The sequence below is a fragment of the Ruegeria sp. SAZA006 genome, assembly GCF_059613465.1.
This window is the reverse complement of record NZ_JBXWSO010000014.1, coordinates 567,388-589,490: the sequence shown is the minus strand read 5'-3', so window position 1 is coordinate 589,490 and position 22,103 is coordinate 567,388. Positions and strand designations below refer to the sequence as shown.

General features: G+C 61.8%; 19 protein-coding genes. 7 read left to right on the top strand and 12 right to left on the bottom strand.

Going from position 1 to position 22,103, the window contains the following annotated elements:
* The first annotated feature begins 26 nt into the window (after positions 1 to 26).
* From AC2FNZ_RS14995 to lptF, 5 genes are read left to right on the top strand one after another with little or no spacing between them, the layout of a single operon-like run.
* On the top strand, positions 27 to 1,727 hold the full coding sequence (locus AC2FNZ_RS14995; RefSeq protein ID WP_496841121.1) for a hypothetical protein: 1,701 nt from the start codon (positions 27 to 29) through the stop codon (positions 1,725 to 1,727).
* Positions 1,720 to 3,477, top strand: coding sequence for a ferritin-like domain-containing protein (locus AC2FNZ_RS14990; protein WP_496841120.1), 1,758 nt, complete (start codon positions 1,720 to 1,722; stop codon positions 3,475 to 3,477). Before AC2FNZ_RS14995 ends, AC2FNZ_RS14990 begins: the two co-directional genes overlap by 8 nt.
* Positions 3,474 to 4,781 carry a radical SAM protein gene (locus AC2FNZ_RS14985; protein ID WP_496841119.1) on the top strand — a complete coding sequence of 436 codons (1,308 nt, stop codon included), beginning with the start codon at positions 3,474 to 3,476 and terminating at the stop codon, positions 4,779 to 4,781. The genes AC2FNZ_RS14990 and AC2FNZ_RS14985 overlap by 4 nt, the downstream gene beginning before the upstream one ends.
* 11 nt (positions 4,782 to 4,792) lie before the next feature.
* Positions 4,793 to 6,232: a flavin-dependent monooxygenase QhpG gene (gene qhpG, locus AC2FNZ_RS14980; protein ID WP_496841118.1), complete on the top strand. Its 1,440-nt coding sequence runs from the start codon at positions 4,793 to 4,795 to the stop codon at positions 6,230 to 6,232.
* A 51-nt stretch (positions 6,233 to 6,283) separates the two neighbouring features.
* Positions 6,284 to 7,423: an LPS export ABC transporter permease LptF gene (gene lptF / locus AC2FNZ_RS14975; protein WP_093964433.1), complete on the top strand. Its 1,140-nt coding sequence runs from the start codon at positions 6,284 to 6,286 to the stop codon at positions 7,421 to 7,423.
* A gap of 2 nt (positions 7,424 to 7,425) precedes the next feature.
* Here lptF and AC2FNZ_RS14970 read toward each other — a convergent pair whose 3' ends face one another.
* Positions 7,426 to 8,262: a LysR family transcriptional regulator gene (locus tag AC2FNZ_RS14970; RefSeq protein WP_496841130.1), complete on the bottom strand. Its 837-nt coding sequence runs from the start codon at positions 8,260 to 8,262 to the stop codon at positions 7,426 to 7,428.
* A gap of 104 nt (positions 8,263 to 8,366) precedes the next feature.
* On the opposite strand from AC2FNZ_RS14970, the gene AC2FNZ_RS14965 reads away from it, so the two are divergent.
* Positions 8,367 to 8,957: an HD domain-containing protein gene (locus AC2FNZ_RS14965; protein ID WP_093964435.1), complete on the top strand. Its 591-nt coding sequence runs from the start codon at positions 8,367 to 8,369 to the stop codon at positions 8,955 to 8,957.
* On the opposite strand, the gene speB (AC2FNZ_RS14960) is transcribed toward AC2FNZ_RS14965, so the two are convergent.
* From speB (AC2FNZ_RS14960) to AC2FNZ_RS14915, 10 genes are all read right to left on the bottom strand, one after another.
* Complete coding sequence (gene speB, locus AC2FNZ_RS14960) at positions 8,954 to 9,796, bottom strand: agmatinase (RefSeq protein ID WP_093964436.1); 843 nt, start codon at positions 9,794 to 9,796, stop codon at positions 8,954 to 8,956. The genes AC2FNZ_RS14965 and speB (AC2FNZ_RS14960) overlap by 4 nt on opposite strands.
* A complete protein-coding gene (gene nspC / locus AC2FNZ_RS14955) occupies positions 9,793 to 10,962 on the bottom strand; it encodes a carboxynorspermidine decarboxylase (RefSeq protein WP_093964437.1) in 1,170 nt (389 codons plus the stop codon). The genes speB (AC2FNZ_RS14960) and nspC overlap by 4 nt, the downstream gene beginning before the upstream one ends.
* Before the next feature lie 130 nt (positions 10,963 to 11,092).
* Entirely contained in the window at positions 11,093 to 12,304 is a 1,212-nt protein-coding gene (locus tag AC2FNZ_RS14950) for a saccharopine dehydrogenase family protein (RefSeq protein ID WP_093964438.1), read from the bottom strand.
* 23 nt (positions 12,305 to 12,327) lie between these two features.
* Positions 12,328 to 14,217, bottom strand: a complete 1,890-nt coding sequence (gene speA / locus AC2FNZ_RS14945; RefSeq protein ID WP_496841117.1) for a biosynthetic arginine decarboxylase — start codon at positions 14,215 to 14,217, stop codon at positions 12,328 to 12,330.
* Positions 14,218 to 14,316: 99 nt separating this feature from the next.
* Positions 14,317 to 15,405, bottom strand: a complete 1,089-nt coding sequence (locus AC2FNZ_RS14940; protein ID WP_496841116.1) for a DUF1513 domain-containing protein — start codon at positions 15,403 to 15,405, stop codon at positions 14,317 to 14,319.
* Between the two features lie 3 nt (positions 15,406 to 15,408).
* Positions 15,409 to 16,419, bottom strand: a complete 1,011-nt coding sequence (locus tag AC2FNZ_RS14935) for an imelysin family protein (RefSeq protein ID WP_496841115.1) — start codon at positions 16,417 to 16,419, stop codon at positions 15,409 to 15,411.
* A gap of 3 nt (positions 16,420 to 16,422) precedes the next feature.
* Positions 16,423 to 17,970, bottom strand: a complete 1,548-nt coding sequence (locus AC2FNZ_RS14930) for a di-heme oxidoreductase family protein (protein WP_496841114.1) — start codon at positions 17,968 to 17,970, stop codon at positions 16,423 to 16,425.
* Complete coding sequence (bfr, locus tag AC2FNZ_RS14925) at positions 17,930 to 18,415, bottom strand: bacterioferritin (RefSeq protein WP_149776400.1); 486 nt, start codon at positions 18,413 to 18,415, stop codon at positions 17,930 to 17,932. Before bfr ends, AC2FNZ_RS14930 begins: the two co-directional genes overlap by 41 nt.
* Positions 18,363 to 18,656, bottom strand: a complete 294-nt coding sequence (locus AC2FNZ_RS14920; RefSeq protein WP_170460079.1) for a (2Fe-2S)-binding protein — start codon at positions 18,654 to 18,656, stop codon at positions 18,363 to 18,365. The genes bfr and AC2FNZ_RS14920 overlap by 53 nt, the downstream gene beginning before the upstream one ends.
* Positions 18,657 to 18,772: 116 nt before the next feature.
* The gene (locus AC2FNZ_RS14915) at positions 18,773 to 20,044 is read right to left on the bottom strand and encodes an imelysin family protein (RefSeq protein WP_496841113.1); all 1,272 of its coding nucleotides are present in this window, start codon (positions 20,042 to 20,044) and stop codon (positions 18,773 to 18,775) included.
* A gap of 284 nt (positions 20,045 to 20,328) precedes the next feature.
* Between AC2FNZ_RS14915 and AC2FNZ_RS14910 the strand changes: the two genes are divergently transcribed.
* Complete coding sequence (locus AC2FNZ_RS14910; protein ID WP_496841112.1) at positions 20,329 to 20,847, top strand: ZrgA family zinc uptake protein; 519 nt, start codon at positions 20,329 to 20,331, stop codon at positions 20,845 to 20,847.
* A 12-nt stretch (positions 20,848 to 20,859) separates the two neighbouring features.
* Here AC2FNZ_RS14910 and speB (AC2FNZ_RS14905) read toward each other — a convergent pair whose 3' ends face one another.
* Positions 20,860 to 21,825: an agmatinase gene (speB, locus tag AC2FNZ_RS14905; protein WP_496841111.1), complete on the bottom strand. Its 966-nt coding sequence runs from the start codon at positions 21,823 to 21,825 to the stop codon at positions 20,860 to 20,862.
* Positions 21,826 to 22,103 lie beyond the last annotated feature (278 nt).

Sequence of the window (22,103 nt, the reverse complement as noted above, 5' to 3'; positions counted from 1 at the left end):
CATGGCCAAACTGGAGAGGGCCCGGCATGGATACGATACAGGAAATCTTCTTTCTGCCGCCGATGGCCGTTGCCAGGCTTGGTCCGGGGGAGACCCCGCTGGAAAGCTACGAATGGCAGCAGGATCTGGACGCGCATGGCAACAACAAGACGGTCATACGCTCGAACGTGACTTTACGGGAAAACGAGGATGGGAGTGTCTCGGCCTACCTGCCGGACCCGCGGAAGATCCGATTTCGGGATGAAGGCACCGGCGCCCTGCGCCCGGTCGCGCCGTTCTTTGAGTTGTGGGCGCGCATGTTCGATGCTGAAACTGGCGAGGCCTATGAAACTCCTGTCACTCTGAACCTTCTTGAAGGGCAGGGGCTGTCGCTGAAGAACATCCGCTACACTGTCGCTGTAGGCAATCAGAAAGCCGCCCGCCGCACCGGAGATGCAGCCTGCGGGTTTCGCGCCCGGGTCGAGATCGCGGCCGAGGACTTTTCTCCCAAACCCTTGCTGGCCTTCAGCCCGCACACGTCGGAACAGCAGCCGCTGGTCTATGAACACAACCCGATCCCGCTGGGCTCGGTGCGGGTTGTCCGCCCGGTCCAAGGGACGGACGAGCCGGTGCCCGGCGAGACGGTGGACCGCAGTCTTCTGCGTTTGCGGTTCACTCCGCCCAAGGGCGAGGTATACGGCCCGCCCGATGCCGCCTTCGGTCCAGCAACCCTTGCTGTGCCGGGATACAAGAATGACCCGCCCAAATCGGAATATGGCCGGATTCATGAGATCGTGCCGGCGCAGAACCGCATCCTGAACCCGGACACGCCCTGGTCAAAATGGATCATGATGTCGGGGTTGTCTGACGATCCCGAACCGCATGACAGTTATGATGGTGCCAGGGTCGGCAACGATCAGTCCTGGGGGGTGGTTGACGACACGTGTGATGGAACGATCGAGGCCGCGCTGGCCGTTCGCGGTCAGCGTCTGGTCGCCCGGGCGCGCATCTTCACCGGACCGCCGGATTTTGCACCGGATTGCCGGCCTTTCTACAGCCTCGAAGACGATCTGGCGGATCGCGACATGTCGTTGATCTCGGTCACCGCAGAAAACTACATTGATGCAAAAACCGAAGTGGTCGACATCTTCCGAAAGGCGTTCGAGACCAACAGCCTGATCAATCTGGATGACATCCGGGCACAAGGCCTCAAAGACAACGCCTCTCTTCAGGCTCAGACCAATATCGCACCCACACCGGGCCTGCCGTCCACCGATGCGGCATCGATGACGGAAAAGGACGCGGTGCCTCCCGACAAGATCGACGAGTTGATCCGCCCACAGCCGGTGTCGGTTTTCTCGAACTCGGTCCCGAATGAACAGCTGCCCTATACGGTCGCCACCAAGTTTGTGCACGAGCAGTTGATCGATGAGGAAAACCTTTTGGACTTTCTGCGCCGCAGGCCTGATTTCGTGCGGCGATTGATGCGCCCGCCCTTTGGCATTCTGGCCCAGTTCGAAGAGGATCCGAACCCTGACCAGACACCCGATCCCGCCTTCCGCGACCCGCGGATCGTGCGCGACATGATGCACGACGCCCGCATGCCGCCCTACATGCGGGATTCAAACTATTTTCCGCTCTCGCTTTCACGGCGGCAGTACCATCTGGTGATGTCTTTCATCGATTACCTCGAAGCGCACCCGCCCGCGCCCGGAACCGAACCGGTAGGAGAGCCTCGGGATGTCTGACAAACCAGCGCCGATCCGCATCAAACCCCGCAACCTGACCGCCCGTGCGGCCTACAAGGTGCCCGGCAACCCTGACAACACCCGGCTGGACGGGTCGGTCGGAAACTGTTTCCCGGGGCTGGAAATGGACGTACGCGACCTTGATCGCCGGTTCTTTCCGGGATTGGTTTTCAATGCCGTACGTGTCCCACTGAACCCGGTTCCGGAAGCACCCGAAAACACGCAAGGGTTTCATCTGGTCTATGTCGACTATTTCTATGACCCGATGTTGCCCGATGACAGTTCGGCACCTTGGGTGCAGGACTTGCTGGACGCCTATCGTGGTGACATCGGCGCCGAGCTGTCCAGCGGCCGGTGGTTTCTGGCCTGGGTCGAACAAGGCGGTCGACGTATCTCGTTCCGTGATGACAAGGGCAAACCCTACGACGGCTTGCTGGTCTGGCGGTTCATCCGCAGCCTTGAATGCGGCGACGACCATCCGGTGACCATCGCACTGGAGCGGCGCAATCACGACGGTGTCGTCGACGCACCGCCGGTCGTCCTGCACGGATACCGCCGGCAGTACCGCACCGAAGCCGGCGTGTTCGATACGGCCTACGACCCCGGAGAGCTGACCCAAAGCCTGTGCAATCCCTGGTCGCATGACTTTCGGGATTGCGGCTGCCACTACTGGCCATCCAACCACCCGGATGTGGTCACTGCCGAAGTACCGCATGACACCCGCCTGCCGACTGGTGCGCCTGACGATCCGGTCGTGGCCGAAACCTATCTGGACTGGCTGCGTTCGGACAAATCGCCCTCGGGCAATGTGGCGGCGTTGAATACCGTCGAACAGAACCGCCCGTTCCAGATCGACCACTACGAGGTCAACCAGATGTGGAGCGACCTGCCGATCGTCGTCGAGGGACGCGAGACCGGCGAAGTCTATGAGGCCGACACGGACCTGCCCGGTGTAGAACCGTATGAAAGCGTTGCTGCGATGGTTCAGGACTTGCAGACCCGTCTGGCCCCGATGGAGATGACGCTCAGCCTGCAATACCTCTACGCCTATTTTTCGCTGGCCGATCCCGAAACCGTCGATTCCGATCGCTGGCCAACGCTGAAGGATGATTTGATCTTTGCGCGCCGCGCCCTGCTTGAAGTTGCGATCGGCGAGATGACCCATATGCGCTGGGCAAACCAGTTGCTGTGGTCGTTGCAGGGCAAGGATTACGAACCGGTGCTGACGCCCGCGCTTGCCCTGTCCATCGGACCCAAGCGGATCATCCCACGGTCGTTGCGCCCCTTGACGCCCGAGGCCATCGACGACTTCATCGAGATCGAACGCCCCGACGGGTTCATCGACCGCGCTTATGCCCAGTGCGTGGCGACACTGGAACACAAGGCGTTCACCGATCGGCGCCTGTATGCTTTGGCCGTGCGGATCGACACCGACGGCGACGAGCATTTTCTGCGGTTCCGCCAGATGAAGGACGTGCTGGCCAAATACCAAACGGGCCGTGGCACACCTGCCTATCTGCGTCCGATTCAAGTGGGCTCGGCAACGCAGGCGCAAGAGGCATTGGATCTGTTCCGCCGCATCACCGATGGGTTGGAACAGGCATATCAAAACGAGGCTCAGAACCGATTTGCCGAAGCGCAGGAGTGTATCCAGCAGGTGCGCGACACGATGAAAAGTTTTCGGGTCGCCGGTGAAGCCTTGGCGGAAAAGGGTATCGGTATCCCGTTCTGGCCCGAGGTCGAGACATGACCGACCCATCTGCCGAGGTGCATTTTTTCGAAACGACCTTGGGCGAGCACATGCTGGCCGTAGATGGCTCGCGCGTGTTCGACGTGCCCGACGGAACGGCGGATCACTTCGCCCGTATGACCGCCGAAAGACAGCGAGAGTTTCTGTCGCAGATGGGTCTTGATGGTGTGCCGTTCATTGACGACGCGCCGCCGCGCCGCATGCCGGTCAGGTCGTTGTCTCTGGCGGTCGCACAGAAATGCAACTTGGCATGCACCTATTGCTATGCCTCGCAGGGCAGCTTTGGTGGTCCTGCCCGCAGTATGGAATGGGAGGTTGCGAAGGCCTCGGTCGATCGGCTGATCATGGACGCGGAACCCGGCACCCGGATCAATCTGGCCTTTCTGGGAGGCGAGCCGTTGATCAATCGCGGCCTGATCCGTGACGCAACGGTTTATGCTGCTGAACAAGCGCAACGCAACAAAGTTGATGTGGGCTTTTCGATCACGACGAACGGCACGTTGCTGCGCCCGGAAGACGCTGAGTTTTTCGAAGACCACGCCTTTGCCGTTACCATCAGTCTGGATGGCGTTGGCAAGGCACATGACCGGCTGCGCCCCAACCAGGGTGGGCGCGGCAGTTACGACACCATTCTGCGCAAGGTGCAGCCGTTGCTGGACAAACAGCACCGCATGCAGGTGGGCGCTCGGGTCACCGTGACACCGCGCAACCTCGAGTTGCCTGAGACCCTGAGCCATTTCATAGGCTTGGGTTTCCACTCGGTCGGGTTCTCACCCATGCTGGCTTCGCCAACCGGGCGCGAAGAAATGAGCAGCAAGGACATGGCCGAATTGCTTTCGCAGATGATCCGCTGCGGACGCGTTTTCGAAGACGCAGTGCTGCAGGGCCGCCGCTTCCCCTTCTCGAACATGGCCGCCGCAATGCACGAGATCCACCGTGGCACGCACCGGCCCTACGCTTGCGGAGCCGGTGGCGGATATTTCGGGGTTTCAGCGGATGGCGATCTGTTTGCCTGCCACCGCTTCGTCGAGGATGACGTGGCCGCGATGGGCAACGTCCATGACGGCCCGGATGCGCGGCGAGAAGCCTGGCTGGCCGAGCGCCACGTGCACAACCAATCGCCGTGCAACACCTGTTGGGCACGGTACATGTGCGGTGGCGGTTGCCATCACGAGGTCATTCATCGTGGCCGCCCGGCATGTGACTATATCCGCGGTTGGCTGGATTATTGCCTGCAGGCCTATGTCCGGCTGTCGGCTGCCTGCCCGGATTTCTTCGGCGACGCTGCCCGCCGTTCGGCCTGAGGGCGCAGCGGATGGCGGCCGAGATTGAAGCCGAGATCTGCGTGATCGGCGGTGGCCCGGCTGGAGCAGTGACCGCGATGCGGCTGGCGCAGCTGGGGCGACGGGTCTGTCTGCTGGAACGCGCCATCTTCCCACGCCCACACATCGGCGAGTCACTGCCTGCCTCCATCTGGCCCATTCTGCGGTTTCTGGGTGTGGACGATGCGATGAAAGCTGCGGGATTCCTGCAATCGTCGGGTTCCGTCCTTATGTGGGGCGGGGCGTTTGAAAGGCGGGGTGAAACAGTCGACGATCCGGGCCTTCTGGTGGATCGCGGCCAGTTTGATGCCATCCTGCTGGACGCTGCACGCCAGTCGGGTGTTCGTGTGTTGCAACCAGCACGCGCCTATCGACCACGGCGCACCGGCGCCGGTTGGGAGGTTCCGGTCCTGACGGCGCAGGGAAAAAGCCGGCTGCGCGCTGACCTATTGGTGGATGCGGCGGGCAAGCAAGCGGGACTCGGTCGGAGATTCCGCCCAGCCTCAGCGCCATTGACGGCGCTCTACGCCTATTGGCAAGCCCCTCCGGGTTTTGGCGCGCAGGCCCGCGTGGAGGCTGGTGATGCCCATTGGTACTGGGGCGCAGCACAGCCGGATGGTACGGTCAACGCTTGCGTTTTCATCGACCCGTCGGATTGCACTGGTTTGTCGCCGGCGGCCCGGCGTGATCTGTATCTGAACCTTCTGGCAGGATCGACTCTTCTGGCCGGCTGTCTGGAGCAGGCGCGGATGGGCCCGGTGCGCCGGTGTGATGCCACCGGCCAATGTGAATTGACCCCGCGCGCCAATGATCTGCTACGCGTGGGCGAAGCGAGTTTCTCGGTCGATGCCCTGTCATCGCAAGGGGTGCAACTGGCTATGGCACAGGCCATGCAGGCCGCAGTGGTTGCAAACACGCTTCTGACTCGGCCCAGCGACACCAACATCGCGCTGGGATTCTATTCGGAACGACAGCGCGAACGCGTCGAAACCCACGCCGAACTGGCGGCGGCATTCTATGCACGTCACCACGAGGTCTCCTCTGGGCCGTTCTGGAGTCAGCGCGCGCAGCCGCTGGACTGGCTTCGCCGCCAGCCTGCAGACCTGCAGAATGCGGAGCTGTCCAAGGGCGAGGTGCTTCGCCGGTCGCCGGAGGCGAAGCTGATACAGGGCGGTGTGCAAGGCGACGCATATGTTGTGCGGTCAAAGATTCTGACCCACCCCAATCTGCCGCGCCCGGTCCACTCGCTGGCGGGGGCCGAGCTGGCGCCGTTGATATCCGATCTGCGCGACCCACGCTCTGTGCCCGATATTTTGCAGCGATGGTCGAGCCGCATCGGACCCACCTCGGCGGCACAGGTCCTGCAGTGGCTGTGGCACACCAAAATCCTTGTGCCGGCCGGTGAACTGGGGCGCAATCGCGGTTCCCCTTGACTGGCGAATGGCCTAATGTCCCGCCAGGATAAAACAGCCGAAAGAGGTCACATGTCGCGCTTTGATGGGTATTTCCTGCGGCAGCTATTGGTTCTTTTCGGCTTTTTCACGCTTGTTCTGGTGGGCGTGTTCTGGATCACCCGCTCGGTCAGCCTGTTCGAACACGTCATCAGTGGCGGCCAGTCGGCTATGGTGTTTCTGGAGTTCACGGCGCTGACCCTGCCGACGCTTGTCCGAACGGTCATGCCGATGGCGGTCTTTGCCGCCGCAGTCTATGCCACCAACCGGCTGAGCCGGGAAAGCGAGCTGACCGTGATGCTGGCCACCGGGTCCAGCCCATGGCGGCTGGGCCGGGCGGTGTTGTTGTTTGGCCTGGTGGCGGGGCTAATGATGGCGATCGTCAGCGTCATTCTGCGGCCCGCATCCGTTGAACAGCTGGAATTGCGCCAGGCAGAGGTGGCAGGTGACATTACCGCGCAGTTGCTCAACGAGGGTGAGTTCATGCACCCGGCTCGCGGCGTGACCGTCTATATCGGTCGGATTGATCTGGATGGCACATTGCACGAGGTGTTCGTGTCCGACCGTCGCGATCAGGAAAACCCCGCCACATACTCCAGCACGTCCGCGTATCTGGTGAACAACGGATCCGGCGTTCATCTGGTCATGGTGGATGGGGTTGCACTGCGGCTGAACAAGGAAGGCAAGACGCTGTCGTCGACCCTTTTCGACGATGCATCATACGACATTTCGGAGCTGTCCCGAAACACCGACAATGGACGCCGCAGTCTTGAGGCGATTCCGACGATCGAGTTGTTGGGCGATCTTGACGCTGTCGCTGCGGCGGATGGCTACCCGTTGGGAGAATTGGTGGAAGAGCTGCACCAGCGGTTCTCATGGATCGCGATCTGCATCACCGTGGCGCTGGTGGGGTATTCGACGCTGATGCTGGGCAGTTTTTCCCGGTTCGGCCTTTGGCCACAGATATTCGCAGCATTCACGATTCTTGTCTTGTTGGAAGGTGTGCGTGGGTTCGTGTCTCCGGTGGTGATCAAGGATGCGAAACTTTGGCCGATGCTCTATGGTCCAGCCGTTGTCGGGTTCGCAATATCCACCGTGTTCCTGGCTTTCGCCGGAAGACCGATCATTCGCCGGCGGGTGAGAGCCGCCGCACCCGCGCCATCCCCGGTCTGAGATTAGCCCCGCAACTCCGACAGGCACTGGTGTAATTCATCCAACAGTTTTTGGTGGTCATCCTCTGCGCGCGAGACCAGGTGGACTGGTAGAATTAGCGGTGCCGCTTCGTCGACCTTGCGAAGCGCGCCATTCGCAAGGTGCGGGGCGACGACGCTGTGCGGGAAAAAACCGCGCCCGCCGCGTTGCAGGATATAGCGCAGTGCCATCATGCAATTGCCCAGAAACACGGTTTGCCCAGCAGACAACCGGGCCAGACCGCGTACATGCTCCTGATAGCCTTCACCAAGTTCGAGGTTGATGAAAACAGGATCGCTGCCGGACCTAGCCAGATGGGGCGTCTCGACAAGGATCAAATGCTCAGGCGGCAAGTCCTGGCACGAGATCCCGGACCGCGATGGCCTCTCATGTGTCAACGCCACGTCCAGAACGTGCGAAGCAACGGCCTCGGCCATGTTCAGCGTGTGGTCATAGTTGAGCGTCAACAGAAGTTTGCCAAACCTCTGCTCAAAGCGGACGGCCAGATCGACCAGAAGCGGGTCCCAGATGCTGAGCTGAGCGCCTAGGCGAAGGGCCACACGACCTTGACTTTGGGCCGGCAGGTCCTGCGAGGCGAAGGACCAAAGCGACAGCATCTGTTCGGCATAGGGTTTGAACTGCGCCCCGAAGTCGGTGAGGCTGGTACCGCCGGCACCACGTGAAAACAGGGCTTTGCCCGTGGCCGCCTCAAGCTGGCGGATCCGTGCACTGACAGCCGTCTGTGTCACGTTCATCCGTCGGGCCGCAGCATGGAAACCACCGGCTTCCGCCACACATAAAAACGTTTCGAGCTCACGCATCTGCATGTGAAACTATTTTTTGATCGGCGTGATAAAATCAATTCATTTTTTCTATTGGATGGTCGCGACTAGTCTGGCAGTGATCCGCAGCCAAAGGACCCGCCATGCTGGACAAAAGCCACAAACCCACCTGGACCAGTTTCGAAGAGGCCACCAAGGCCGACTGGGACGCCGTCATGGAATACGAAGAGGCCTATAACGCGGCTTTGCCCGACCGGATTCTGGACGCGATCCGGTCATTGGACGAGGAATGGACACCCTACCCGGTCAACCGGTATCAGCACAGCCTGCAGGCCGCGACGCGGGCCTATGAGGACGGTGCGGATGAGGAACTGGTCGTTGCTGCTCTGATCCATGACACCGGGGACATCCTGTCGCCCTACAACCACGGTGAGCTGTCAGCGGCGATGATGAAGCCCTATGTCAGCGAACGCACCCATTGGATCCTGAAACACCACTGCGTGTTCCAGGGCTATTACTACAACCACCATCTGGGTGGGGACCGCAACGCGCGCGACAAGTACCGCGACAGCCCCTATTGGGAGGACTGCCGCTATTTCTGCCACGAATACGATCAAAAGGCGTTCGACCCGGACTATCCGACCAGGCCGCTGGAGTTCTTCGAGCCCATGCTGCGTCGCGTCCTGAACAAGGGCGAGGGGCATATGGAACTGAACGAAACCGCGGACGCCTAGCAGGAGGCCATCAGGCGATAGACAATCTGTGCCGCGGTGAAATCCCACGCCGCGTTGCCGTCCGGGGCCAGTTCGACCACGTCGAAGCCCACGCAGCGGCGGCCTTTCAAGGCGTGGTCGACAAGATGCAGCGCCTGATAGTATCCCAGACCGCCCGGAACCGGTGTGCCGGTGGCGGGCATCAGCGACGGATCAAGCCCGTCGACGTCAAAGCTGACATAGACCAGTTCGGGAAAATCCTCAGGTAGGTCGACGGCATGGATGTTGCCGGTCACCAGTTCTTCGGCATCCACATGGAAGACACGGTTCCTCAGACGACTTTTGGCTTCTTCGGTCGAGAAGGCGCGTACGCCGAATTGCGCCAGACGGACGCCTTCCTCGGCCAGCAGATGCATGACCGAGGCGTGGCTGTGTTTCTCGCCCTGATATGCGTTGCGCAGGTCGGCATGGGCGTCGATTTGCACGATGCCGAGGGGCTGACCCAATGCGCGGGCCACGCCCATCACCGCGCCATAGCTCAGCGAGTGTTCGCCGCCCAGCGTGACCGGCACCTTGCCGGCGCGGATCGCGGCCTCGGTGCGCTGGGCCAGACGCTCCATGACGTCCGGCATCGGGCCGGTGCAATCCAGCGAAGGTTCGGTGAAGATGCCATCGACACAGGGTTCGGAATGGCCCGTGATGCGTTCGAGTTCGTTGCTGGCTGCGATGATCGCGGCGGGGCCGCCTGCCGTGCCCGAACCGTAGGAGACCGTGCGTTCAAGCGGCACCGGGATGACACGGAACCGGGCGTCTTCGCTGCGTTCGTCCTCGGTCAGTTCGCTGTCGAGGTAAATGCTCATGATAGCCTCTCTTTGAAGTCGTCGTAGCCGAATTGCTTGATGATCTTCAGATCATCGGTTTCGCTGTTCCAAAGGGCGATGGTGGGCAGGGGCACGCCGTTGAACGTGTTGGTCTTGACCATCGAGTAGTGCGCCTGATCGAGGAAGGCAAAGCGCTGCCCGATCCGCAGCGGCTCGGCCCAGGTGTAGTCGCCTATCACGTCGCCCGCCAGGCAGGAGGGGCCGCCCAGGCGATAGGTGTGGCCGGTTTCGGCCTCGTCCAGCAGGGCAGGGCGATAGGGGGCTTCGATCACGTCGGGCATGTGGCAGGTGGCGGAGATGTCGGTGATTGCCAGATCCATGCCATTGTGCGGCAGGTCAAGGATTTCGCCCACCAGAATGCCCGCGTCCAGCGCCACGGCCTCGCCGGGTTCCAGATAGACCTCAACGCCGTATTTTGTGCGGATGCCCTTGATGAACTCCACCAGCCCGTCGCGGTCATAGTCGTTGCGGGTGATATGGTGGCCGCCGCCGAAGTTCAGCCATTTCAGGCCATTCAGAAAGGGGGCGAGTTTCGGTTCAACCGCCGCCCAGGTGCGCGCCAGCGGCTCGAACCCCTGTTCGCAGAGCGTGTGCATGTGCAGGCCATCCATGCCTTCCAGCGCCTTGGCGTCCAACTGGCTGACCGGGGTGCCGAGGCGCGAGCACGGGGCGCAGGGGTCGTATTTCGCAACCTCGCCTTCGGAATGTTCGGGGTTGATGCGCAGCCCCACCTGCCGCCCCGCGGCCTGAGCCTTGGCCAGAAAGCGGTCTTTCTGCGCGGGGCTGTTGAAGATGATGTGATCCGACAGCGCGAGGATTTCGTCGATGTCGGAATCCTTGTAGCCCGCGCAGAAGGTCGCGACCTCGCCGCCATATTCTTCGCGGCCCAGCCGGGCCTCGTAGATGCCGCTGGCGCAGGTGCCGCCGAGATACTGTCGCACCAGAGGGGCCAGGGCGAACATGGAAAAGGCCTTGAGGGCGGACAGGATATGCGCGCCGGACCGCTCGCCGATATCGGCCAGAACCGCCAGGTTTCGCTCCACCGCCTTTTCGTCGACGACGAAACAGGGTGAGGGGACGCGGGTCAGGTCGAAGTGGCGGAAGGCGCCGGCGTCTCCGGCTTGTGTCTGCATCAGTTGGGTCATGTCCGGCGTCTCCGATTGGTGGATAGGCCGGGGGTGCGACTTGTCGCCATTGTCGCTCGGACCAATGGCGACCCCCCGGGATATTTTGGGCCAGATGAAGCAGGGCGGTCGCGAGGACCGCCCCGAGGGTTTAGAACTCGACCGGGCCGTCGAGTTCGTGGACCTGCCAGGGAAGGCCGTGCTTGTTCAGCATGTCCATGAAATCATCCGGGTCCAGCTGTTCCATGTTCCACACGCCCGGCTCGCGCCAGTTGCCTTTCAGTACCTGTGCCGCGCCGATCATGGCGGGGACGCCGGTGGTGTAGCTGACGGCCTGGCTGCCGACCTCACGGTAGCATTCCTCGTGGTCGCAGATGTTGTAGATGTAATAGGTCTTTTCGCCCGAGCCGTCCTTGGCCTGACCGGTGGCGATGTCGCCGATGCAGGCCTTGCCCTTGGTCTCGGCGCCCAGGTCGCCGGGATCGGGCAGCAGGGTTTTCAGGAACTGGATCGGGATGATCTCGACCCCGTTGTGGACCACCGGGTCGATCCGGGTCATGCCGACATTCTGCAGCACCTTGGCATGGGTGATGTAGGCATCGCCGAAGGTCATCCAGAAACGGGCGCGTTCGATCTCGGGGAAGTGGGTCGAGAGAGACTCCAGTTCCTCGTGATACATCAGGTACATGTTCTTCGGGCCGATGCCGGGGAAGTCGAACTCGACCTTGTGGGTCATGGCCGGCGTCACTTTCCACTCGCCGCCTTCCCAGTGGCGGGCGTCGGCCAGCACTTCGCGCAGGTTGATCTCGGGGTTGAAGTTGGTGGCGAATTCCTGATCGTTCTGGCCGCCATTGGCGTCCAGAACGTCGATCTGGCGGATCGAGTCCAGCTTGTGTTTCTTGAGCCATTTGGCGAAGACGGATGTAACCCCCGGATCGAAGCCCGAGCCGAGGATCGCGGTCAGGCCGGCCTGCTTGAACTTGTCCTGATAGGCCCATTGCCAATGGTATTCGAACTTGGCCTCGTCCTCGGGCTCGTAGTTTGCGGTGTCGAGGTAGTGGCACCCGGCCTCGAGGCAGGCATCCATCAGAACCAGGTCCTGATAGGGCAGGGCCAGGTTCACTAGAAGCTCGGCCTCGGTGTCCTTGATCAGCTTGACGGTGTCGGCGACGTTGTAGGCGTCAAGCTCGGCCGTCTTGATGTCGACGCCGGTGCGTTCCTTGACCGATTTGGCGATGGCATCGCATTTCGCCTTGGTGCGGCTGGCCAGCGTGATCTCAGTGAAGATGTCGGAATTCATGGCCATCTTATGCACGGCGGCGTGGCTGACGCCACCTGCGCCAACAACCAGTGTCTTGCCCATGGGAAATTCTCCTTTCGCCGGGGTTATTCGTAATAGGTATAGCCGTTGATGCTGTCGCGGTAAGCGCTCATCAGGGTTTTGCGGTCCTTGGCCTGGAGCGTGCCGGTCGAGATCGCCTCGTCCACCATCTTGCGGAAGGCGGCGATGCAGTCGCTTGGGTCGAACTCGACATAGGACAGGACTTCGCTGATCGTGTCACCCTCTTGTTCGTGCAGCAGGTCGAACCCGCCGTCGGCGCGCAGGTCAATGGTGACCACGTTCGTGTCGCCGAACAAGTTGTGCAGATCGCCCAGTGTTTCCTGATAGGCGCCGACGAAAAATACGCCCATGTAATAGTCGCGATCTTCGGGCAGGGAATGCACGGGCAGGCTGGGCGAGACGCCCTCGGCCAGGATGAACCGGTCGATCTTGCCGTCACTGTCGCAGGTGATGTCGGACAGCACCGCGCGGCGGTCGGGGGGCTGGTTCAGCATCTGCAGCGGCACGATCGGGTGCAGCTGGTCGATCGCCCAGACATCGGGCAGCGACTGGAACAACGAGAAGTTGCAGTGATAGATATCGGCCAACTTTTCCAGCTGGTCGTCCACATCAGTTTCGACCTCGTCCGAGGCCGCCAACGCCTTGATCCGCGCCATCAGCGACAGGTAGATGCGCTCGGCCCGGGCCATCTGGCGCAGGTCCACGTAACCGCGGCGAAACAGGGCGCGCAACTCGTTGCGATAGAAGGTGGCGTCGTTCCAGCATTCCTGCAGGCGGTCGTGGCTGAGATAACCGTTCACCGCCGCCAGATCGGACACCATGTGGTGGTCGTCGGGTTCCACCTCGGGGCCATTGGGCGCGTCATACAGCGTGCTTTCCAGCACGTTGAACACCAGCATCGACGAGGTCGCCACCACCGCGCGCCCGCTCTCGGTCACCAGCGTGGGGTGGTCCACTTCGGCTTCGTCCATGGCATAGGCCACGGTTTCCACCACATTGGCGCAGTATTCCTCGACCGTGTAGTTGATCGAGTTCTCGGTCGCCTTCTTCTCGCCCGTGTAATCGACGCCCATGCCGCCGCCCAGATCCAGGTGCGTCAGCGGCACGCCTTCGCGGGTCAGCTCAGTGTAATAACGGCAGGCCTCACCCACGGCGCGGCGCACGTCGTTCACGTCGGGCACCTGGCTGCCCAGATGCGAATGCTGCAGCTTCAGGCAATGCAGCAGGCCCGCATCGCGCAGCTTGTCGACGACCGCGACCAGCTGATCGGTGTTCATGCCAAAGGTCGACCGATCCCCCGAGCTTTCCTGCCATTTGCCGCTGATCTGGTTGGTCAGTTTCACCCGCACGCCCAGCAGCGGCTCGATGCCCAGCCGTTCGTAGACCTCGATGACCGTGTCGGCCTCTTTCGGGCTCTCCAACACGATGACCGTGTTGAACCCGATCTTTCGGCTGAGAATGGCCAGCTCGATGAACTCTGCGTCCTTGACGCCGTTGCACACGATCAGCGCCTCGGGGGCCAGACGGTGCGCCAGGGCGATCACCAGTTCGGGTTTCGAACCGGCCTCGAGCCCGTAATTGTATTGCTTGCCGAACTCGACGATCCGGTCGACGACCTGCGCCTGCTGGTTCACCTTGATCGGGAACACGCCGCGATAGGACCCCTTGTAGCCGGTGCGCGCAATCGCATCGCGGAAGCTTTCGTTGATATGCGCGATCTCGCGTTCCAGATACGAGCTGATGCGCAGGATCATCGGCGCCTTGATCCCGCGCTGATCAAGGTCGTGCAGAATGCCAGGCAGGCTGATGGCCGCCGCATCGGGTGCCATGGGATTGCGCAGACCGATCTCGCCGTCCTCCGTCACCTCGATGAGGCCCTTGCCCCATTTTTCAACCCCGTAGGTGGAATGCGGTGCGACGGGCGTCTGTTTCAATCAAGTCAGTCCTTGCGTTGCAGGCGTGGAAATTTCGCCCGCCAATACGGCAGCCGTTCGATTCTTCCAAGTGTAATCTGTATCGGAGGTTAGCCCAATTCAGATCGCAGGGCGAATGGGAACCAGATGGTTGTCCCAACGGACCCGAGGATGGGGCGATATCGCCGGGTTTGGCCCGACCAAATGCCCCACATCGCCATGCCCGGTGGTAAAGACAAAGCCGGATGGCCCGCGGCCCAACCCGCACACGTCGCTGAGCGAATGGGCGCGGTCAAAACGGGCTGCCTCGGCATCAAAGACGTGCAGCGCGTTGCCGCGTGGGCAGGTGATGGCGACCTGCCGCCCCTCGGCGGAAAAGGCGACACTGCCTGCATAGCCGGCCAGCGTCGCCTGTATGTCTTCCGGTGCGGACAGCAGGTGGTAACGGCCACCTCGCCGATGCAGCCCCAGCAGCGCCGGGTCGTGGGACAGGTCGCCCTGCCACTGCATCGCAAAGGCCAGCAGGCCATCCGCGCGAACGGCCAGATGCCGGATTGAATTCTTGTGCAGCGCCGCGGGCAGTTCGACCTGCTCCAGAACCGATCCGTCGAGGCTGACATAGGTCAGGTTCGGGCGCATGGTCGGCAGGTTCAGCTTGGTGCGGCCTGTGTTCGGATGGGTTTCGATGCCGCCGTTGGCGATGGCCAGAGATTTGCCGTCGGGCATCAACACCACATCATGGGGGCCGACCCCCGCTGAAGAAAACTCGCCCATCCGGGCATAGCCCTTGGCAGCGTCCCAGACGCCGATGACACCGGTGCCTGCCTCATAGTCGTTTTCGGTGGTGAACAACCGGCGGCCGTCGGGCGAAAACGCGCCGTGGCCGTAGAAGTGACGCCCGTTCGGCGCCTCGAGCCGGGCAAGCTGGTCCCCGGTCGCGCAATCGATCACCAGCGCAAACCGCCCCGGACGGCGCGCAAATGCAACGGCCCGCGCCAGATGGGGATGGGCGGCGGCGGCATGCCCGCGGCCGGGCAGCGGGATCGAGAACCGAACCTCCCCTGAAATGGTCAACCCGACCAGACGGTACGACCCATCGTCGAACAGCGCAGCTGACAGGAAATCGGGCGAACCGACCGCAGTCCAGCCCGGCAGGGGGGCAAGAGTGGCCGCTGCCAAACCGGCCAGAAATCCTCGGCGGTTGGTCATGGGTCAGTCTCCGTCCAGCGAATTGAACCCGGCATTGATGCCGAGGGTCGGGCCCAGCTGTGCGGCGGCCAGGCTGCGGATGTCGTTGATCGATTGCTGCAGGGCCTCGATCCGCAGCCGCCCCTGTGGCTCGGCCACGCCGGCCAGCGCGGGATCATCCAGCGCCTGCGCCCGGGCGATGCTGCGGGCAAAGGCATCGTCCAGCGCGGCCGCAATCTTCGGGTGGTCGGCCGACAGCCGCGCTGCCAGATCACGCAGCGCCACCAGCGACAGTTCCACATGCCGCAGCGACCGCAGCGACCGACGGGCCTCGGCCCGGTTGGGGCGGGGGCGGTCGAAACTGCCCATCGGGCGGCCCAGACGGGTATCGGCCGTAAACTCGAGCCCGGTGACAAGGGCCTTGTAGAGCTCCTGCAGGGCTTCGTCTTCCGATCGGTAAACGCTGCCGGTACCGGGCTGGGTCAAGTTCACTGCATAATCTGCCCAGTCGGCAGCGATCGCGGCGGCATTTTGGTGAATGTCGGACGCAATCGCACGGATCAGGTCGCAGTGATATGCTGCATCTCCCCGCCTGGAAAACTCGGGGTCGTACAACATGAGTTCCAGTGCAAAAAAGCCGCGCCCCGCGATCGATGTTTCGGCAAACGCAACTGCATCGGTGACCGCAGGATCCTGAGCCGAGATCATTCCGGCCAGAGCCTTGGGCGTAAAGCCCTTGGTGTCCGGCCAGAAGGCAAGGGCAAAAGCGCGATCATCGACTTCGGACGGCCCAAATCGCAAATGGCTGGCAGAAATCCATGCATCGAACGCCGAATGGAATGCAGCGCGGAGGTTTTCGGAGTCCGAAGAACAGTCCTGTTGCGCAACCTCGGAGAGTTCTGCCGATCTGTCGGAAAGCTCTTCAAATCTTGAAAGGATGTGGTTCTGCGTAACGTCCTCAGGAACTGTCGCCCGATCTTGAGCGGCAACAGCCAGGGGAACCAGAACGGCGATGATCAGGGGGACAAGGCGCATCGGTCATAGGCTTTCAAGAAATTCGATCAGGGCGTCCCGATCTGGTTTTGGCATGGAAACAACCGCATCGCGCGCGGCCTGGGCCTCGCCCCCGTGCCACAGGACCGCTTCGAGCAGCGAGCGCGCGCGGCCGTCATGCAGGAACTGGGTGTGGCCCGAAACGCGTCGGGTCAGGCCGATGCCCCATAGTGGAGCGGTGCGCCATTCTCGGCCCGTTGCGCGGGCCTCGGGGCGGTTGTCGGCCAGTCCTTCGCCCATGTCGTGCAGCAGCAGGTCACTGTAGGGCCAGATCAGCTGGAAACTGTGCTCGGGCCGGTCGGGCAGGCGGTGGGTGACGAAAGCGGGCGTGTGACAGGACGCGCAGCCAATGGTGTGGAACACCTCTTTCCCGCGCAGAACCTGCGGGTCATTCACATCGCGCCGGGCGGGAACGCCCAGGTTGCGGCTGTAGAAGGCCACCAAATCCATGCCCTGCTGGTCGATCTCGAAGCCGCGTTCGTCGCCGTCACCATGCGAGGCGGCCTGGCAATCGGCCTGCGCCGGGGCGCAATCGCCAAAAGGCGCGGGGTAAAGCGGGCTGGAAATGCCGATATCTCCGGCGAAGGCCGCGGCCGACTGCTCCATGATCGTCGGCATGCCCGCCTTCAGCCCGAACCGGCCCAGCATGGGTTCGCCGAATTCCGTCGACCACACGATGTTGGGCCGCCCCGAGATCCCGTCTCCATCGGCATCGTCGGGGTCGGCCTTGGCCAGGATGTCCTCGGCCGGGATCGCCTCGAGCAGACCCAGACCGATCATCTGCGGCGCCACGCGCGGGCTGAGCATCGCGTCGGGGTGCAACGGCCCATAGCCCAGATCGGCCGCCCTGTAGGTAGGCTTGCGCAGCGACACTGTTTCGCCATCGGACAGCTCCACTGGTATTTCCTCGTAGGTGATGTCCAGCCGGTATTCGGCCTTGTGGCCGGGTAGGGCGAAATCCTGCATCTGGCCGCCATAGCTGGGTTCGGGCAGGGTGGCGAGATACCCCTCGATCCCTTCTGGCGCGTCCGCGGGCGTCCCGGGGATGGAAACGCGCAGGAACATCGAAATGGCGTTGTCCTCCGGCCCGGCAGGGGTGTGGCCACGCCCGTCCTTGATGTGACAGCGCTGACACGACCGCGCGTTGAACAGCGGCCCCAACCCATCCGAGGCCAGGGTCGAGGACGGGGACGACACCCAGACCTTCTTGAACAGCCCGTTGCCGACTTTGAAATCCAGTTCCTGCTCAAAGCTCAGGTTGGCCGAGGGTTGCGAGAATGCATCCGCATCGGTCCGGGCGCGCACCGTTGCGGCGCCTGCCGGCAGGTCCTCATAGCGCTGGGGCTGTGTGAAATCCGACGGCGCTGCGGTGACTGTGGCAATCCGTGCCCGTTCAGCGTCGGTTCGGGGGAGGGGGTTCAAATGACTGTCCCGCAGATCCTGCGACAGGGAAGGGGTGGCCGCAAGGACGGCCACCGCCAGAAAACCAGACCTATTCGGCCTCGTCCATTTTCGATGCATTGAGTTGCGCATAATTTGCTTCGCCGAGTCTTTCGTACAGATCGAGCTGGGTTTCGAGGAAATCGATATGGCCTTCTTCATCGGCCATCAGTTGTTCGAACAGCGCCATCGACACGAAGTCGCCGGCCTGTTGGCAGTATTCGCGCGCTTCCTTGTACAGGGCCCGGGCGTCGATCTCGGCCGCCAGGTCGCATTCCAGGGTTTCCTTGGGCGTCTGGCCGATGCGCAGCGGGTCGAGCTTTTGCAGGTTGGGGTGGCCGCCCAGGAAGATGATCCTCTCGATCAGCTTGTCCGCGTGCTGCATCTCTTCGATGCTTTCCTCGCGGCTTTTCTTGGCCATGTGGCCCAGGCCCCAGTCCTCCTGCAGGCGGTAATGCAGCCAGTACTGGCTGACTGCGGTCAATTCATGCCGCAGGGACTTGTTTAGGTATTCGATGACTTTGGGGTCGCCCTTCATCTGCACTCTCCTGTGTAGCATCCACGCGCAGGGCGCGGAGTTGCATGGGTACTTCGAGGTTATCGGTTGCGCGCATCGTGTCCAGGAATAGCGGCATGCACCCGCCACAATCCGCCGATTTTCCCAAAGCATGGTAAATCTTGCCCGGCGTGATGATGGTTTGCGGATCTGCCGCGCGCATCCAGTCGATTGCCGCGCGGATCTCGTGATCCGTGATGTTGGTGCAGTGGCAGACGATCATGGCGACTCGGCTCTTTTTAATTCCTAGTCAAATAGTAGGGTATTTGCTTCGGGTCCAGACACAGCTTGTCGCAGGGCCGGGCGCAAGCGGTCGCTACGCCCGGCCGCTTTGGTTCATCAGTGGAAAACGGCGTCGGGGTTGTCGAGGCTGTCGGACCCTTCGAATGCGACATTGCCCAGGCCCAGCGCGGACACGATGCGTTCGATCGTCTTGGTCTGATCGATCAGACCTTCGACGCCGCCCATGATCAGCGTTTCGCCACCGACATTCCCGCGCTCGAGCATCTGATCGTATGCAAATCCGGCCTCGGCAGCGGTTTTGATCTGGCCCAGCGCGTACATTGTGTTCGCAAGCTTGGTCTTCATCTCGGTGTCCAGAGCCGGGTCCGAGGCCGCCACCAGATCCGACAGGGACGGACCCGAAACCGGAGTGCCGTCAATCCGAACATACCGACCCAGATAGACGTTCTGAATCCCCAACCCGTCATAGTAGTGGCTGTTGTGTGTGTTGTCCGAGAAACAGTCATGCTCTTCTTCGGGGTCGTTCAGCATCAGTCCAAGACGCATGCGCTCACCGGCCTGTTCGCCATAGGACAGGGATCCCATGCCCGTCAGAATTGTACTGATGCCCGAGTCGGCGTCGTCGGTCAGGGCCGCCCGCGCGGCACCGTCGTCCTGCCATTGCGCGGCCATCCATTCCAGGTCCGAGACCAGCAGGTCGGTCGCAGCCACCAGATACTGGGCCCGGCGATCGCAGTTGCCGCCTGTGCAGGACTCGTCCTGCGCGTAGTCCGTCCACGGACGGTTGCCGGCGCCCTCGCCGTGACCGTTCAGATCCTGGCCCCACAGCAGGAACTCGATGGCGTGATAACCCGTTGCCACATTGGCCTCGATCCCGTCGGCCTCGTGCAGGGTCTCAGACAGCAGTTCGGGCGTGATCTCGCTCGCGTCGACCGGCTGGCCAGACAGCTCAAAGCTGGGTGAGGCAATCACGTTCAGAACCGCAAGCTCGTTTTCGTCCGTCGCGCCGCCATAGGCCGCATCCACATAGTCGATCAGACCCTCGTCCAGAGGCCACGCGTTCACCTTGCCTTCCCATTCGTCGACGATGGGATTGCCGAAGCGATAGACCTCGGTCTGTTGGTACGGAACGCGCGCCGCAATCCAGGCCTGGCGTGCGGCGGTCAGGTTTTCAGCAGAAGGCTGTTCAACCAGTGCGGCAACGGCGGCCTGCAACTTGCGGGCAGCACGCAGACTGTCGTCATATTTTGCTTCGGCAATGTCAGCATAGGTGTCCAGAATGTCGACCTTGGCGGGGGCGTCGCCGGCGGCTGCTGCTGTTGCCATCAGCAAGGCTGCCAGGCTGGTCGTCGAAAATACGCGGGTCATGAAGTTCAGGCCTTCCTGTCGAAATAAATGGGCAAGAGCACCCGGTGCGGGTGCAGAGATGAATATTAACTGAGTGAAATTGTAAGTTATGTCAACCCGAGTCTTTAAGTCGGGAATTAATTGGGAAACACGCCGCTGTTTTGGCCAAATGCGGGTTGGCTGGATGGGTTCTCCGGATCTGTCTAGCCATTTCCGGCGGGGTCAGACGAGGTTGCGCGCCGTTGCCTGGGGATGGCGCGAAGATACAATGATGGTGTGATTCTTGAGTTGGTGGTGGTTGCGTGATGAGATCCCTGGCGTTTGCCCTTTGCGTGTTTCCCGTTGCGTTGGACGCGCAGCAGGAAGAGGCGCCAAAACCCGCAGCACTGGAGATCGCGTTTTTGGCTTCGGGGTACACGCTGTCTCTGTCTGTTCCCGCGTCAGAAATCGTTGACTTTGATCTTCCCGCTTCGAGCGCAGAGGAAAAGGCGAAGGTCGCGGTCGCCATTTCGGACCTGTCACAGCCCATGACCCTGTTCGCGGTCACGGCCGAGGCGGGTTGTGCCACGACCACGGCGAACGTGGCGCTGGTGGGCGGTGAAGCCGGGTCGGCCTTGGGGTCTGACGATCACCGGCCCGAATTTCAGGCCGAATACACGATCAGGTGCAGCAACCTTCAGGCGCTTGGTGAAATGAGATTTGATTACTTCGACCGGTTTTCGCACGCTGAACGCGTGGACGTCCGGGTTCAGTCCCCGGGTGGTAGTCACGCCGTCGCGGTCACACGAGAGACCCCGTTGGTTGATCTCTCCGAGTTGATGTGACCGGGGTTTCTTTCATTCCTTGTGGTGAAAGATGAAGCCGATGAAGTTCAGCAACAGCTGCGCGGCAAGGATCTGCGTGCTTTCGGTCGGGTCATAGGCCGGGGCAACTTCGACAAGGTCGATGCCGGCAACCTGCCCTTTTCGGGCAAGGCCCTGCAGGATTTCCAGAACGTCGTAGTACAAAAAACCGCCGTGGCTTGGTGTTCCGGTGCCCGGTGCTATGGACGGGCAAAACGCGTCAATGTCGATGGTCACGTAGTATCGGACGCCCGAGGGGATGCGGTCCAACACCCCTTCGGTCCCCAGCTTGCGGACCTGCCGTACCGACAAGATGTCGGAGCCGCGCGCGCGTGCATCCTCGTAACCTTCTTTCGCGGTCGACGAGATATTGCGGATGCCCAGTTGGGTCATACCCGAGACATAGTCCTTTTCGATCGCCCGCCGCATCGGGTTTCCATGGCCCGCCGTAACGCCATGACGCTCGTCCACGAAATCCAGATGTGCGTCGATCTGGACCACGTGAATGGGACCGTTTCGGGCGCAGTCCTGATCAAAAGCGTTAATGCAGGGAATGTTGACGGAATGGTCACCACCGATCGTCACGGGCAGAGCGCCGGCCTCGAGGATCTTGCGCACCCCGTATTCGATATTCGCGTGGCTGGCTTCGGTTTTGGTGTGGATGATGTCGGCATCCCCCAGATCGACGATGCGCACCTCTTCGCCCAAATAGGTGGCATCGTCCTCGTGATCATAAGCACCTGCATGACCAAAGCTGAACAGAGTCGATGCCTCGCGCACCGCACGCGGGCCGAACCGGGCTCCGGACCGGTATTGGCAGCCGAAGTCGAACGGGGCGCCCAGGATGGCGACATCGGCATCGATCCGGTCCCAATCCTGCACATATGGCTTCTTGCCGAATGTGGCGATGCCGACGAATGGCAGATTTAGGCGGCCGGATTCATATCCATGTTTTGACATTGGGGGCTCCGTTGCTTTGAACCGGCCGCGGGTCTGGCGGGTTGCTTGCACGTTGGCGTCTATCACCCGATCAATCAAGGCTGCTTTGCCGCAGCGGCGCATCAAGTTGCGAAGCTGGGTAAACCCCACAATCCCAGTGATTTTTCTGCAAATCTGTACTAAGAATGCAGGTATCGCTCGTATTGCCTGTGCAAATTGGGGGGGGTGGAGCCAGCATTGAATGGCGCCACGCGTCGGGCGGTCTGCCGTTTGTCCGGCGGGGGAGACTGCAATGTACA